This is a genomic window from Streptomyces melanogenes (assembly GCF_014649795.1).
In the GTDB taxonomy this organism is placed as follows: domain Bacteria; phylum Actinomycetota; class Actinomycetes; order Streptomycetales; family Streptomycetaceae; genus Streptomyces; species Streptomyces noboritoensis.
On sequence record NZ_BMTS01000019.1, the window covers coordinates 40,389 to 54,945 of the forward strand.

Annotated in this window: 11 protein-coding genes; 9 read left to right on the top strand and 2 right to left on the bottom strand. The window is 68.5% G+C overall.

The genetic code is table 11. The features are described from left to right. The first annotated feature begins 364 nt into the window (after positions 1-364). Both IE252_RS43475 and IE252_RS32345 read left to right on the top strand, forming a co-directional pair. Positions 365-2,209 carry a DUF2637 domain-containing protein gene (locus tag IE252_RS43475; protein ID WP_229848940.1) on the top strand — a complete coding sequence of 615 codons (1,845 nt, stop codon included), beginning with the start codon at positions 365-367 and terminating at the stop codon, positions 2,207-2,209. Between the two features lie 26 nt (positions 2,210-2,235). Next, a complete protein-coding gene (locus tag IE252_RS32345; RefSeq protein ID WP_190093002.1) occupies positions 2,236-2,676 on the top strand; it encodes a hypothetical protein in 441 nt (146 codons plus the stop codon). Positions 2,677-2,769: 93 nt separating this feature from the next. Here IE252_RS32345 and IE252_RS32350 read toward each other — a convergent pair whose 3' ends face one another. Further along, complete coding sequence (locus IE252_RS32350; protein ID WP_190093003.1) at positions 2,770-3,027, bottom strand: hypothetical protein; 258 nt, start codon at positions 3,025-3,027, stop codon at positions 2,770-2,772. A gap of 536 nt (positions 3,028-3,563) precedes the next feature. Between IE252_RS32350 and IE252_RS32355 the strand changes: the two genes are divergently transcribed. Both IE252_RS32355 and IE252_RS32360 read left to right on the top strand, forming a co-directional pair. After that, positions 3,564-3,908, top strand: a complete 345-nt coding sequence (locus tag IE252_RS32355; RefSeq protein WP_190093004.1) for a DUF6233 domain-containing protein — start codon at positions 3,564-3,566, stop codon at positions 3,906-3,908. A gap of 23 nt (positions 3,909-3,931) precedes the next feature. Beyond that, entirely contained in the window at positions 3,932-4,153 is a 222-nt protein-coding gene (locus IE252_RS32360; RefSeq protein WP_190093005.1) for a hypothetical protein, read from the top strand. 506 nt (positions 4,154-4,659) lie between these two features. Here IE252_RS32360 and IE252_RS32365 read toward each other — a convergent pair. Beyond that, entirely contained in the window at positions 4,660-5,913 is a 1,254-nt protein-coding gene (locus tag IE252_RS32365) for a helix-turn-helix domain-containing protein (RefSeq protein ID WP_229848926.1), read from the bottom strand. Between the two features lie 723 nt (positions 5,914-6,636). On the opposite strand from IE252_RS32365, the gene IE252_RS32370 reads away from it, so the two are divergent. The 5 genes from IE252_RS32370 to IE252_RS32390 all read left to right on the top strand — a co-directional run bounded on the left by IE252_RS32370 (position 6,637) and on the right by IE252_RS32390 (position 14,550). After that, positions 6,637-6,831 (top strand): hypothetical protein, encoded by a 195-nt coding sequence (locus IE252_RS32370; RefSeq protein WP_190093006.1) that lies wholly within the window; start codon positions 6,637-6,639, stop codon positions 6,829-6,831. A 95-nt stretch (positions 6,832-6,926) separates the two neighbouring features. Next, positions 6,927-9,875, top strand: a complete 2,949-nt coding sequence (locus tag IE252_RS32375; protein WP_190093007.1) for a Tn3 family transposase — start codon at positions 6,927-6,929, stop codon at positions 9,873-9,875. 151 nt (positions 9,876-10,026) lie between these two features. Continuing rightward, positions 10,027-11,988 (top strand): NACHT domain-containing protein, encoded by a 1,962-nt coding sequence (locus IE252_RS32380; protein ID WP_190093008.1) that lies wholly within the window; start codon positions 10,027-10,029, stop codon positions 11,986-11,988. 232 nt (positions 11,989-12,220) lie between these two features. Further along, positions 12,221-12,775: a nucleotidyltransferase domain-containing protein gene (locus IE252_RS32385; protein ID WP_229848927.1), complete on the top strand. Its 555-nt coding sequence runs from the start codon at positions 12,221-12,223 to the stop codon at positions 12,773-12,775. A 191-nt stretch (positions 12,776-12,966) separates the two neighbouring features. Continuing rightward, on the top strand, positions 12,967-14,550 hold the full coding sequence (locus IE252_RS32390) for a hypothetical protein (RefSeq protein ID WP_190093009.1): 1,584 nt from the start codon (positions 12,967-12,969) through the stop codon (positions 14,548-14,550). Positions 14,551-14,557 lie beyond the last annotated feature (7 nt).

Below are 14,557 nucleotides of genomic sequence, written 5' to 3' on the forward strand. Positions count from 1 at the left end.
TCACATAGGCCATTCCGGAAGGCACCTCTTGCCCTTCACTCCTGCCTACGCCGCGAACCCGTGGACTGTTGACTGCTCAGGGCACATGAGCACGGTATGGACCCCCGCGAGTACGACGTGAGTGCTTGCTCTTGCCCGCTCCGGTGCGCGCGGGGGCACGTGCTCGCGCGATCTCGGCCACGGTTGCACCCGAGTCGGTAGACGGGGGTAAGCAGGTGGGCTTGGCAGTCGCACAGAATCCGCCCGGGAAAACAGGTCTGATTGTGGCAGGCTGTGAACTCTATGGCGCTGGTGGCCTGTGCGGCTGGTTGGCGGTCTGGTGCCGGGGGAGGAGCGGCTGCTGGTGTCAGCGCGGGGCGATCAGGTGGTGGTGTTTGGCCGTGCGCACCGGGTTGTGACCGGGGTGGTGGTTGCGGGTGGGGTGGTCATTGCCGGGATCGGGTTCGCGGGTTCTTACGCGGCGGTGCGCGCGCTCGCGGAGAGAGAAGGTTTCGGGAACTTCTCCCTCGTCTTCCCGATCGGCATCGACGCGGGCATCTGTGTGCTCCTCGCGCTCGACCTGCTGCTGACCTGGATCCGCATCCCCTTCCCGCTGCTGCGCCAGACCGCCTGGCTGCTGACGGCCGCGACGATCGCCTTCAACGGTGCGGCCGCCTGGCCCGACCCGCTCGGCGTCGGCATGCACGCCGTCATCCCGGTCCTGTTCGTCGTCGCCGTCGAAGCCGCCCGCCACGCGGTCGGCCGCATCGCGGACATCACCGCCCACAAGCACATGGAAGGCGTCCGTTACGCTCGCTGGCTGCTGGCCCCGGTCGCCACCTTTCGCCTGTGGCGGCGGATGAGAATCTGGGAACTGCGCTCCTACGAGCAGGTCATCAAGCTCGAACAGGACCGCCTCGTCTACCAAGCGCGCCTCCAGGCCCGCTACGGCCGCGCCTGGCGCCGCAAGGCGCCCGTCGAATCCCTGATGCCGCTGCGGCTCGCGAAGTTCGGCGTCCCGCTCGCCGACACCGGCCCTGCGGGCCTCGCCGCCGCGGGCATCGAGGAACCACTCCTCCTCCCTATCGCGCAGGCCCGCGCCCTTGCCCGGCCGGCGTTTTCACCGGGCGAGCGTGTTGCCGATACTGAGACGGAGATCGTCAGTCGGGAAAGGGCAGCATCGTCGTCGAGGCAAGCCGCGGCGGCGACATCTGCGCCTTCGGGTGATACGCGGCAATCGGCAGGAGACGCTGGTGGGCGGTTGGCCGATGCCTACGAGGCGTTCCTTGCCGAGTTCCGGGTCGAGCCGTCCGCCACGCAGTGGGCCCTGTGGCTGCGCGATGTCCTCGGGATCGCCACGGGTTCCGGCGAGCCGCTCTCCGAGCAGCAGGTGCAGCCCCTGCTCCACGCCCTTCACCAACGCTACACACCACACACCCACCGGCCGGCAGCCTCGGGGCCACCACTATCGAGCGAGCACTCCGGGGACGGCGACCTTGCCAGCGCTTGGCGTCGCAACGAGCAGGAACATGCCTCCAGCCCGGATGCGGTCGGCCTCGCGGCGGATGTGGACGAGCGGGACCGCCTCACCGGTGAGGGGAGCCAGCCCATCATGGAGGAAGACACACCAGACGTCGTCGGGCGCTTCCCGGAGCGTGAAGGGGAAGGCAGACAGCCGCCCTCCGGGGCCGTGGCCGATACCGGCGAGGAGGAAGGCGACGAGCCGCTGCCGCAGATGGAGTGCGCGCGGTCGGTGTCCGTCGGTGCTGCCGCCCAGAGTGCGAGGCAGCAGCGTGGCCTACGGGTGGACGCTCCCCTCGACGCACCGACGTCTTCGCCACGCGAGAGCCGGGGCGGCGCTCTGAGCGCCTCCGACCGGTACTACCTCGCGTGGAGGCAGTACCAGGAGGAACACGGAGTTGAGCCCACTGATGAGGAGTTGTCTGCCTACCTCGCCGGGAAAGGGCTGTTGGGCCGCGGGGGCAAGCGGATCAGCGCGGCTAACCTGCGCCGCCACTTCGTACGCTGGCGCATATACCGCGTGTGGGCTGAACACCGGGTACGTACCGACGATCCCGTGCTGGTGGAGGTGGCGCGGGTGTGTGGGGAGCGGGGGATCACCGCCCAGTACAACAAGCCCGTCACCCCCACCCTGGTTGCCGGGGAACGCGCAGACTTCGAGCGCCGCTGGCAGACACTCACCCACCACCCCACCCCAGACACGCCATAAACCGCACCCCTGACGGAGGAGGAACCATGCGCGCCCTGCGCATTGACCCCGACACCACGGTCACCGTGCTCACCCTGCCGCAGACGGACGCCCTCTGCTTGATCCGCGTGCACGTGGGATCCCCCGATGCCGTAGACCAGGGTGTCTACCACCATCGGGCGGTGCTGCACCTCCATGGCAGCGGCCGCACGCTGGGTCTGCCGCAGAATCTGGTCGGCTGGGCATTGGCGAGTGCTTGGCGGGGTGTGGCCCTGTACCCGCTGGCCGGGACCATCGTGGTTACGGGCCGCACAGCGGATGGGGAGGTGACCTCACTCGACGACGACTTGGCGGAGCATGTTCAGGCTGTGGCGGTCACCGTGCGGGAGACGCTGGCGCAGTGGCGTCGACGGCCTCCACCCTCCGACGAGGCAGCCATCGCTGAACTGCTCGCCTACGCAGCCCGCGACGTGGCCTCCAGCCGGTAGCGATGACTTGCGCGGCGAGTTCGCTGGGAGGTCCGTGGCGACATGGCCTTCCCGCACCACAACTGCACGCTGGCCCAGCCCCGTTGAGATCTCTCAGGCCCCGGGTGGCCGGTATGCTCCTGGCCGTTCTGAGGGCGCGGGGACGCCGGATCCGACCCCCAGGTCTTTGCGCATCACCGCCTGCATCTGCGTGATCTCGTCCCACATGTGCAGCAGGAACGCACGCAGTTCCTCACCCGTGCGATCGTCGGTAGCCGACGTGTCGCCGAGTTGCCTGAACCGCTTGTAGGCATCGGTCAGAGCGACCCGTACGCGGTTGGCGGCGTCCAGCACACCGTCGGGGACCAGCATCTGCGCCTGCGCGAAGTCGTTCTGGAACGCAAGCCGCGCCTCCTCCGTCTCCCTGGACGGCCCCTGCTTGGTCGGGGATGCGGTTCAGGTCCTCCATCAGCCGTATCCGCCACAAGCGGGCGCTGGTGTTGAGAGTGATGTAGGTCGCCCGCCGACGCTCCAGGTCGGCTGCCGTCGCCTCGTGGCGCCGTATGTCTTGGTCGGCCAGCCGTCGCAACTCGGACTCCTGCGACCGCGATCGCGCACCCACCCACGCCGTGGCCACGGGCGCGAGTCCCGGCTGCTGCCTGAATCTAAACGGTGACAGTACGCCTTCATTGCCAAACGCTCCGCTTCGCGCCTGGGTCGCAGGCGCATGACGCGGGAGGTCCGTATGCCCGCGCTGCGCGACTCCACGGAGGTCGGCGCGCGCCGCCCCGCACCACAGCTGACCTGAGCACTCATTCTCCAGTGAGAACCGCGCAGACTGCGATGCGACGCGACACAGGGGCGCTGGGCGCGGGCGGGTCGTCTCGGAGAGACCTATCCTCGAACGTATGTCCGACAGTGTGTCTCCGAGGCTCGCTGCGCTGCTCTTCCTGGAGCGCGTGCAGGTGGACGATTTGGCCCGGACGCGGCGCTGGATTGCGCGTGAGGGGCGGCGGGCCGCCGAGGAAGCGGCTCGCCGCCCCCTCCCGCCTCCGCCGGACTGGGTGATCGCCTACGTACGGCAAGGAGTCGGCAAGGCCCGGCTGCCTGAAGCTGTGCATGTCGGCGGATGCTCGATGGCGCCCGGCCAGCCCACGGCCGTCAGCCGCGAGCAGGCTGTCGCCGCCCTCGCCGAAGGCGTTGCGGCCTGCGACTTCTGCCGGCCCGACACCGCGCTTGGCGTGCTGGAGTGAGCGGCCCGGAGCATCCTGGAGGGATGGACGGAGCGCTGATAGTTGTCCACCGGCCGCGTGGTAGCGGCGGTCGGCGCGTCACCGTGCGCGGGCAGATCATCGGCCTCGCCCACTGCGACCGGGATCTTGTCGAGTTCCTGCGGCGGTCGGGCCTCGATGAGACGAGTGCCGAGGACATGGTCGCCGGGAACTCGGCGCTGATCGAATGGCGGGGCGGCCGGGCGCATCACTATGAGGCGGCATGACGAGAGTTCTCCTCCCGCGTTCAGACGACTCGGCGTGTGCTGCGAACGTCGCTCCGGCGTCCGTCAGGGCCTGTTGGAGCTGACCTGCGGCGTTACGAGCCTCGGGCGACTATGCACCTCATGGCGAGACGGTCAGTAAAATGCTGGAGTCTCGGTGCGGTCGGCAGTGAGCGGGGAGGCCATGATGACGCCTTGTGGGAAGTGTCAAGAACTTGCAAAGCCGCTTTAGCGTCGCAGCTCAGGAAGCCTGATCCCCGCGCAGGCGGGGGTGAACCGTTCGGCGACGGCCAGTCGGTGACCTGCAACGGCTGATCCCCGCGCAGGCGGGGGTGAACCGCCGTTCGCCAGGGCTCCTGCGGCGGCACGGAGCTGATCCCCGCGCAGGCGGGGGTGAACCCGGACGATGGGGAACCCCACCCCCTGAGTGGCAGGGGTCCCCGCGCGGGCTGGGGTGAACCGAGTCCCGGTGAGCAAGCGGGGGTGACTCAGTTCTGCTCCAGCCCTCTCTACCCGGGCGTTCGGTGGAGGAAGGTCTCGTAGGTGCCTTGGCGGTGGGGCTGGATGGCTTCGCTCGGTGGGGTACGCGATGGTACTGGCGGTGTCCGTCTGGGCCGGTCTGTGAGTCGGGCTTGTTGGCTGTGCCATCGGGCGCGTTCAGCATGGTGGTGTCGCCGTCGGCGGTGGGCGGTGCCGTGTACGCCCAGCCGCTTCGCGACGTCGGTCCAGCCTGCGGCGGGCTGTTCGCAGGAGGGGCCGCGCTGGCCGGTGCCGTCCAGGGCTGCGGGAGCCAGGTGCAGGAGTTCGCCTTCGCGTTGGATGAGGCCGAGGTGGGTGAGTGCGGTGAGTTGGCGGTAGGTGGTGGCGCGGGAGATGGAGGCGCTGGCTTGGAGGTCGGTCAGGGTCTGGCCGTCGTGTTCGGCGAGTGCTGCGAGGATGGCGAGTCCGCTGGAGCTGAGTCCGCGGTGGGCGAAGGCGTCCAGGCTCATTAATCGTGTGGCAGCGCGTGAGTCGAGGTCGGCGTCATGGTCGCTGTGGTGGTGTCTGTGGTGGTGGGTGTGTCTCATGGTGGGTCCACTCATGGCCCCCCCAGCCTGCGGCCGTTGGGGGGTGGATGCGTGGTGCGACAGGTTGAGGGGGCCGGTGCCGGTGGGGGCGAGGAGCATCCAGCGGGCGCCTTGGGTGGGGGTGCCGTGGTCGAGCTGGCGCAGCAGCCGTGCATGGAGGAGGCGTTGGTTGGAGCGGTGGGTGGTGGTGCGGGCGCATCCCATGCGTTCGGCGAGGTCGCGTTCGGAGACGGTGTGGTCCCAGCCGCCTGTACGGGTGCAGATGTCGAGGCGGGCGATCAGGTTGCGCAGGTCGGTTTTGGCGGCGGTGCCCGGCCAGGGTGTGCGTTCGATGCGGGTGCGGTAGGCGGCGAGGGCGGCGTGGAAGTCCTGCCGGCCGCACAACGGGTCACGGGTCTGGAGGTGCTGTTGGGCGCCGTCGAAGGCCCGGTGCAGCCAGGCGACAGCATGGTCGTAACCACGCCGGTGCTGGAGGGCGCGGGCGGGGCGTCCGGCCGGGTAGGGGCCGTCCAGGAGGACTTGGACGAACGCGGCGCGGCTCCAGCCCGCCTGCACCGCACCCGCGGCCACGGCACGGGTGACCGCCCAGGCGTGGTCGGAGGCCGCGCTGTTGTGGCCGCCGCGTTGCAGGGAAGCGTGGGTGTAGGCGCCGTGCCGGTCACCGTCGGTCAGGAGCTGGTGTATGCGCGGGGACAATGCGCCCAGGCCGTCGAGCAGGCTCGCCGGCCTGGTGCGTGCATGTTGGCCGGCAGCGGTGCGCGAAGCCGACGGTAACCGGACGTCTGTTGTCATCTCTCGCCCCCGCATCTGGGGGTTGCAGCCTCGCGCGCCGAAACTGCCAAACCAGACGGTCCGGCAGGGCTTGGGCTGTGGGCCGAAGGGAGGCTGGTGACCCCGTTGAACTGTCCTTTGCTGGCGTCGGGAGCTCACGCCTGCGGCCGGGATCGGGCCGTCAGCCCCGGGCGGGCGCCACCGATGCGACTGCGCACCCCCTCCATGCAGGGCGGCGGCCTGTCGTGCACAGCAAACCTAAGCACCCGGACCGTCCTCGGGATATTGCACCTGTGCACCTTCGGAGAGGGTCGATGTGCGGGTGTGCACAAGAGAGCGCGTTCCGTCGTTGCTCAGTGCCCTGCGCCGTACCATCCGGTGTGCGTCCTGCACCACAGCTCCTGCTCCGGTGCCCTGCGATGCTTGGCCCATGTGTCGCACGCCACCTGCTGCGCCGTCGCGTCCATCGGGGGCGGGCGCCAGATGGGCCCTTGCGGATCAGTCCCGCTCGGCCGTTCTGCCTTGAGCAGCGCTTCTGCTCCTTGAGTGCACGGCTGTGCGACATCCCTCGAGACGCTGCTCGTCAAACCATTCGTCCCGATAACCGGGCTCGCCAGTGCAGCGATTCAAGAGCCGCAACCAGCGCCCATGGACCTCGTCACCGCCCCACCATCGCCGTTCGCCTGCGGCCTGCCCAACGCCATCCGCTCCCCGCTCTCTTCGCTGAATCCGGCGGCCCGCTACGCGCTGGAAGACCTCAATCTGGGCCTCGGCCCGCTCGGCACCCTGATCCGGCCCTGGAGTCCTAGCCCGGACACCAGGGAACAAGTAACCCGCCAGTAGGTTCCGGGGTTCGCTTCTGTGCCGTTTCCCGGTGCCGGGGCGCCTCGTTGGGCTGTCCGGGTGAATGCCCGGAGGGTCGACGACAAGGGGCGGGTGTGCGACAGGAGTGGTCGCCGGAAGAGCTGTTGGCGAGCTGGACGCTGGTGGAAGGCGACTGGAAGCTCGTGGCCAACAAGACTGGGGTGACGCGGCTCGGCTTCTGCCTGATGCTGAAGTTCTTCGAGATCGAGGCCCGGTTCCCGGAGTTCATCGAGGAGTTCCCGCAGCCCGCCGTGGAGTACGTCGCCGGTCTGATGAAGGTGCCGGCGGCGGAGCTCGCGAAGTACGACCTGGCGGGCGCGAAGCGTCACCGGAAGCAGATCCGCGAGGCCCTGGGGTTTAGGCCGTCGACGTTGGAGGACGAGGAACAGCTCACCACGTGGCTGGCCGCGGAGGTGTGCCCGGTCGAGCTGGTGGAGGACCGGCAGCGCGAGGCCCTGCTGGTCGAGTGCCGGGCGCGCAGTATCGAGCCACCGGGCCGGACCCGGATTGAGAAGGTGCTGGTCGCGGCCCGCAACCGGTGGGAGCGGGTGTTCTGTGCGCGGGCCATCGAGCGCCTGGGTGAGGTCGGGGTGGCCCGGCTGCTGGCGCTGGTCGCGGAGGGCAACGAGGACGGTGCCGCGCTGCTGGCGCTGCTCAAGCGGGACCCGGGCGCGGTCGGCCTGGACTCCCTGCTGACCGAGGTCACCAAGCTGAACGACGTGCGCCGACTCGGGCTGCCCGAGGGGCTGTTCGCGGACTGCTCGGAGAAACTGCTGGCCGCGTGGCGGGCACGGGCGATCAAGATGTACCCCTCGGACTTCCGCGACACCGCCGAGGACGTACGGATCACGCTGCTCGCGGCGCTGTGTTCCTCCCGGCAGGCGGAGATCACTGACGCCCTGGGGGACCTGCTGATCGCCCTGGTGCAGAAGATCAACGCCCGTGCCGAGCGGCGGGTCGAGAGGCAGCTGACGGCCGAGCTGAAGAAGGTCCGCGGCAAGGAGGGCATCCTTTTCAAGCTCGCCGACGCGGCGATCGGCCAGCCCGACAAGACCGTACGTACAGCCCTGTACCCGGTGGTCGGGGAGAAGACGCTGCGCGACCTGCTGGCCGAGGCGGAGGCGAACGAGAAGGTCTTCAAGGCCAAGGTCCGCACCACGCTGCGCTCGTCGTACAGCTCGTACTACCGGCAGATGCTGCCTCCCCTGCTGCGGACGCTGGGCTTCAAGTGCAACAACACCGCCTACCGGCCGGTAATGGACGCGCTCGCGCTGCTGGAGAAGTACGCCGACGTCGACGGCAAGACCCGCTTCTACGACGCCGGCGACGCGGTCCCGATGGACGGCGTCGTCCGCAAGGACTGGCGCGAGGCCGTCGTCGACGACAAGGGCACGGTCGAACGCATCCCGTACGAGCTGTGCGTCCTGGTCGCTCTGCGCGATGCGATCCGGCGGCGAGAGATCTACGTCGAAGGCGGGAGGCGGTGGTGCAACCTGGAGGACGACCTGCTCGGCGACTTCGAGGCCACCCGCACCGTGCACTACGCGGCGATCCGTCAGCCGCTGGACGCGCGGGAGTTCATCACGGACCTCAAGCAGCGGATGACCAACGGCCTGGACCGGCTCACGGCCTCCCTCGCGGACGGCTCGTCGGGCGGGGTCAAGGTGACCACCCGGCACGGCGAGCCGTGGATCAGCGTGCCGAAGCTGGAGAAGCTGGACGAGCCCACCGGCCTCCAGGCCCTCAAGGACGAGGTAGTACGGCGCTGGGGCGTGCTCGACCTCCTGGACGTGCTGAAGAACGCCGACTTCGACACCGGCTTCACCGACGAGTTCGCCTCCATCGCCGCGTACGAGCGCATCGACCGCGCCGTCCTCCAACGACGCCTCCTCTTGGCCCTGTTCGCCCTCGGAACGAACATGGGCATCCGGGCCATCGTGGCGACCGGCGAGCACGGCGAGAGTGAGGCAGCACTGCGGCACGTGCGCCGGCACTTCATCACCGTCGACAACCTGCGGGCCGCCGTGCGGCAGCTGGTGAACGCCACCTTCACGGCCCGGGACACCGCATGGTGGGGCACCGGCACCGCGTGCGCGTCGGACTCGAAGAAGTTCGGGTCCTGGTCCTCGAACTTCATGACCGAGTACCACGCCCGCTACGGCGGCAACGGCGTGATGATCTACTGGCATGTGGAGCGGAAGAACGTCTGTATCTACTCCCAGCTCAAGAGCTGTTCGTCGTCCGAGGTCGCGGCGATGATCGAGGGCCTTTTGCGGCACTGCACGGACACCGAGATCGAGTCGAACTACGTCGACACACACGGCGCGTCGGTCGTCGGGTTCGCCTTCACCGAGCTGCTCAACTTCCGTCTGCTGCCGAGGCTGAAGAACATTGGCAGCATCCGCCTGTACCGCCCGGACGACAGCCCGCCCGGCTGGCTGGCGCTCGGCGCCTCCCTGACCCGGGCCATCAAGTGGGACCTGATCGCCCAGCAGTACGACCAGATGGTCAAGTACGCCACGGCCCTGCGCCTGGGCACCACGGAGGCGGAACAGGTCCTGCGCCGTTTCACCCGCGGCGGCCCCAAACACCCCACCTACGCCGCGCTCGAAGAACTCGGCCGCGCCGTGCGCACCATCTTCGCCTGCGACTACCTCGCCAACCCTGCCCTGCGCCGCGAGATCCACGGCGGCCTCCTGGTCGTGGAGAACTGGAACTCGGCGAATACCGTGCTGCACTACGGCAAGGACGGCGCGCTGACCGGCCCGGACAAGGAGCACGCCGAGACCTCGATGCTCGCGCTCCACCTGCTCCAGTCCAGCCTGGTCCACATCAACACCCTGCTGCTTCAGCAGGTTCTTGCCGAACCGGCCTGGGCCAAGAGGCTCTCGGACGAGGACCGGCGCGGGCTGACCGCGCTCTTCTGGTCGAACGTCAACCCGTACGGCACCTTCCGTCTCGACATGGACAAGCGGCTTGACCTGGGGAGCCTTCCTCCCCGTCAGTTCATCGCTCGCAGCTGAGAAGAGTGCCCTCATGGAAGCGGGAGGCCGCCGTCACCGGTGCACATGGCGAGCAGTGCTGATCGCGGCAGGGCTAACGGTGACGCTATGTGCGGCATGGGTAGGGCGATCACTGGTACGTGGCGGCTTGGCACCCCAGGACACCGCCAGTGTGATCGGACTGCTGGTCGGAGCCATGAGCCTGATGCCAGCGCTGATCGCACTGCGCCGTCGGCCCGAGACGGATCTGACGACCGCAGCCGATCGCCTGGCTGGCTGGGTCAAGAACGCCGAAGGGGCGCACTGGCGTCAACTGCTCGGTGGAGACCGGGTGCCCATCGACGTCAGATTCGACTTCTGTCCAACTCCGGGCCGTTCGGCAGTCGTGCCGCACGCACCTGCCGGATCCTTGCAGCGCGTGATCGATGACTTTCGGGCCACCCGCCCGCGCAGACTCGTCATCACCGGAGGCCCTGGGGCTGGCAAGACCGTACTGGCGACCAAACTGATGCTGGCGATCGTCGAGGAACGAACCGCCGACGAACCGGTGCCGGTGCGCATGGGCCTGGCCAGCTGGGATCCCGCCGTGCCCCTGAAGACGTGGCTCGTCAGCCGACTGGTCCAGGACTTCGACCGCGCTCCTCAAGTGGCCAAGGATCTCGTGGAGCGGGGTCGTATCTTGCCTGTCCTGGACGGACTGGACGAGATGGACGCACCTGCCACCGCCGTACGTGACTCAAGAGCCAAGGCCGCGCTCAAAGCTCTGGACGCCTACCAGAACGGCGTTGATGGCGCTCCCTTCGTGCTCACGTGCCGCACGGCCCAGTACGACGCCCTGGCCGCAGCCGGACACCACGTGCCGGATACGGCCTACATCGAACTCTTTCCCGTGACCGCACCACAGGCACACACATACCTGACTGCGCGTCGGGTCTATCGCCCAGAGCGCTGGGACCCAGTGCTGGAGACCTTGCGAAGTCAACCGGCCGGGATCCTCGCACGCGTTCTGTCGACGCCGTGGCGGCTGACGCTCGCCGCCACCGTCTACGCAGAATCCGGAGATCCTTCCGAGCTGCTGGCACACACCTCCCCAGCCGAACTGGAGGAATACCTGCTCGCTCGCTACATTCCCGCCGTCACCGGCGTTCACTCCGGCACCGGTGTGCCTTACACCTCGGCCCAGGTTCACGACTGGCTCGCCTGCATGGCGACCTACCTGGAAGCCGGCGCAGACTCCGCTCCCGAGACGCGTGGTGCTGTCGGCCCGGCCAGTGAACTCGTTCTTCACCGGCTGTGGAGGCTGGCTGGCCAAAGGCGTGTGCGAGCAGTCGATGTGCTCTTGTCTCTTCTGATCTTCTTGCCGGGTGCAGCCCTCTTCTACGCGCAGGTACCGCAGGTCACCACCGCTACCGGAAAGAACGTCACAGCTGTCGGAATCTGCGGTGTCATGCTGGCCCTCGCATACAGAGCCGGAACCCGCCACACACCGCCGCCCTCCAGCGCGCGCTGGCCGCGGCGGGGGACGTCAGCCAGGCGTCGCCTGGTTCGTCGTCGATGGAGAGTCGGCGCGGCAGCCGGGCTCACGGTGTGGGCTCTATGCGCCTGCACCCTCTGGCTTGTGCCGGTAATCGACCCCGACCTTTCGTTCTATGGGCCCTTTGGTCTCTCCCTCATCGGAGACGGTCTCGTGCTTGGGGCGTTCTGCGGTCTCCCATTCGGTGTTGTGGCAGGTATCTCGGCCTCCCCGAGAGGCGGCACGACACAAGATGCCGCAGACCCATGGGGCCCGTTGCGCGGTGACACACTGGCCGGAACAGCTTCCGCTTTCGCCTACGGGGCGACGCTCAGCCTCTTGCTCGGACTCCCGGAGGGCCTTGCAGGGCCGGAAGGGCTCTGGTCTAGTCTTGAGACGGGAGTGACGTACGGACTGGTACTAGCGTTGTTGATTGGCGCGATGCGAATCCGCGCAGGTCGCCGCTATCTGGCCCTTCTGCTGTGTGCACGGGCACGGCTGCCCTGGCGGCTGGGAGCCTTTCTCGCCTGGTCCTGCGACGCTGGACTATTGCGTACATCCGGGAGCACATATCAGTTCCGTCACCGCGAGTTGCAGGAATGGCTCGCCCGACACCCATGAACCTCATGGGATTGAGCAGCTCGAACTCTCAAGCGCCAACCATTCGCTTCACTTGCTCCAGCCGCCCGCCTGTCGTCATTCGATGGTTTACCGACAGGCAAGGCAGACAGGGGTGCCGATGTCCGGGCCGTGGGTGGTCTGGACCTGGGCAAGGGGGACCGGTTATCCCGGGTCCAGTGAAGCCCGTAGTAATCGCCAGATGTGGGGTCGGGCTGGCCTCTACCCTGATGCGGTGAGCAACTATTCGATGTCAGCCAAGGATGTAGTCGCGCTTGTGGAGCGGCTCGACGCTCACGGCGTACATGCGTGTATTGGGGGCGGGTGGGGCGTGGATGCGCTGCTTGGGGAGCAGACGCGAGAACATTCCGACCTTGATGTATGGGCGCCGGCCGCACATCTTGAGCAGTTGTTCGTCGCGTTTGCTGAGGCTGGTGTCGACCGGATCTTCCCGTGGCCTGGTGACAGGCCGTGGAACTTCGTCTTGCACGACGGCGTTCGGTTGCGGGTCGACTTGCACCTCTACGAGCCGCTCGCGGACGGATCACTGCACTACGGATCCGTGGTGGAGGGCGGTCCTTTTCCGGCTGAAGCACTCGCCGGACGTGGTTCGATTGCCGGGACTGCGGTTCGGTGCGAGTCGGCCGAGTGGGCGGTGCGCTGGCATACCGGCTATCCGGCTCGTGATGTCGATCGCCACGACGTGCCCTTGCTGTGCCAGCGGTTCGGGATCACTGTGCCTGAGGGCTTCGGGCCGCTTGAGGAGCATTCCCCAAGCGGCCCGGCGTAGACGCAAGGGGCCCTTCTCGATCGGGGTCTGCTCGTGCCCGACGCAGGAGGCTCAGTCTCAATCTGGGGACTCCGCCAGCCTACGGCACGTTTCCGGCGTATTTCTTCCCTCCTGAAGACGACCAGCGGGCTCAACGGCGCCTCGTGTCGGCGTGCTTGCCGTCGTGCGGTGGGGCAGGCCAGCATGCTCGGATGGCAGCCGATTGGTTGGAGCAGAGCCTGCTCGACGCGGTCCGCGACGGCGAGATGCTGGACCTGGCCGGTGACGGGCCGGTCGACGAGGCCGCGATGCGGTCCTGGGACAGCACTCACACCGTCCCGGCGGCGCTGATCCGTGACCTGGTCCGCCGCCGCCGGGACATCGAGGCGGACCCGCACGGGCTGCGGCTGCGCGGGGCGCGCATCACCGGCCGCGTCGACCTGGCGAACATCACCAGCGATCTGCGGGTCGAGCTGGTCGACTGCTTCGTCCCCGACGGTCTGAACCTGTGCGACAGCCAGCTGACCGGCCTCGTGCTGGACGGTTCCTGTTTCGGGCACCCCGCGGATTCGCACGACCCACCGGTTGACGCCGCACGCTTCACCGCGCCGGCGATGACGATGCGCGGAGCGGTTGCCAACGCCGACACACCTTCCGGCGCGGTCCGGTTCCTCGGCGCCCACCTCGGTCTGCTGGATTGCGACGGTGCGCGGCTGGCGAACACGTCCGGTCCTGCCCTGCACGCCGAGTTTCTGCGGGTCGATCACAGCGTGTTCCTCCGCGACGGGTTCCAGGCCACCGGCGTCGGCGAACAAGGCACGGTCCGGTTCGCCTACGCCCATCTCGGTCGGCTGGCATGCGACGGTGCGCGGTTGGCGAACACCTCCGGTCCCGCCCTGCACGCCGACGGTCTGCGGGTCGACCGAGCCGTGTTCCTCCGGGCCGGGTTCCGGGCAACCGGCTCGGTCCAGCTGGTCGATGCCCACCTCGGTCTGCTGGATTGCGACGAGGCGCGGTTAGAGAACATGTCCGGACCGGCCCTGCACGCCGACGGTCTGCGGGTCGACCGAGCCGTGTTCCTCCGTGCCGGGTTCCGGGCAACCGGCGCCGGACACTCCGTGCTCGCCTTGAACGGCGTGTCGGTCGGTTCGCTGTGGTTGGACACCAGCGGGGTGACTCGGTCGGGTCAGGCCACGGGGGCCCTGGTCGGCATCGACGGGCTGACCTACGGGGACCTGCCGGCGCCGGTCGGGTTGTCCAGGTGGCTGGAGCTGTTGCGTGACCACACGCCCGGCTACTCCGCTCAGCCGTACCAGCAGTTGGCCGCCGTCCACCGGGCGGCCGGTCACGACAGCGAGGTGCGGGACATTCTCATGGCGCAGCGGCGGGACCAGATCGACCGCGGCGGGCTTCGCTGGCGTGACCGGGCCTGGGCCCGATTCACCGGGCTGGCCCTCGGCTTCGGTTATCAACCCTGGCGAGCGCTGCTGCTGCTGTTCGCCGTCGTCGCCAGCTCGGTCGCGCTGGCGGTCGTCCTCGGCGGGCCGGGCGGCGGCCTGGAGCACACCGCCCGCGCGAGCACACCCACGACGCCCTGCAGCGTCGTGGAGCGGGTCGGCGTGGGTATGGATCTGGGTCTGCCAGCGGTCAAGACGGGGGCGGCTGACCTGTGTGCCCCCACCGGCACCCATGCAGGGCAGACCCTCACCGTCGCGGGCTGGCTGCTGCAGCTGGCCGCGTGGGCGTCGGCCACCCTGTTCATCGCCGGCTTCACCGGCGCCGTGCGCAAGACCTGACGATTCG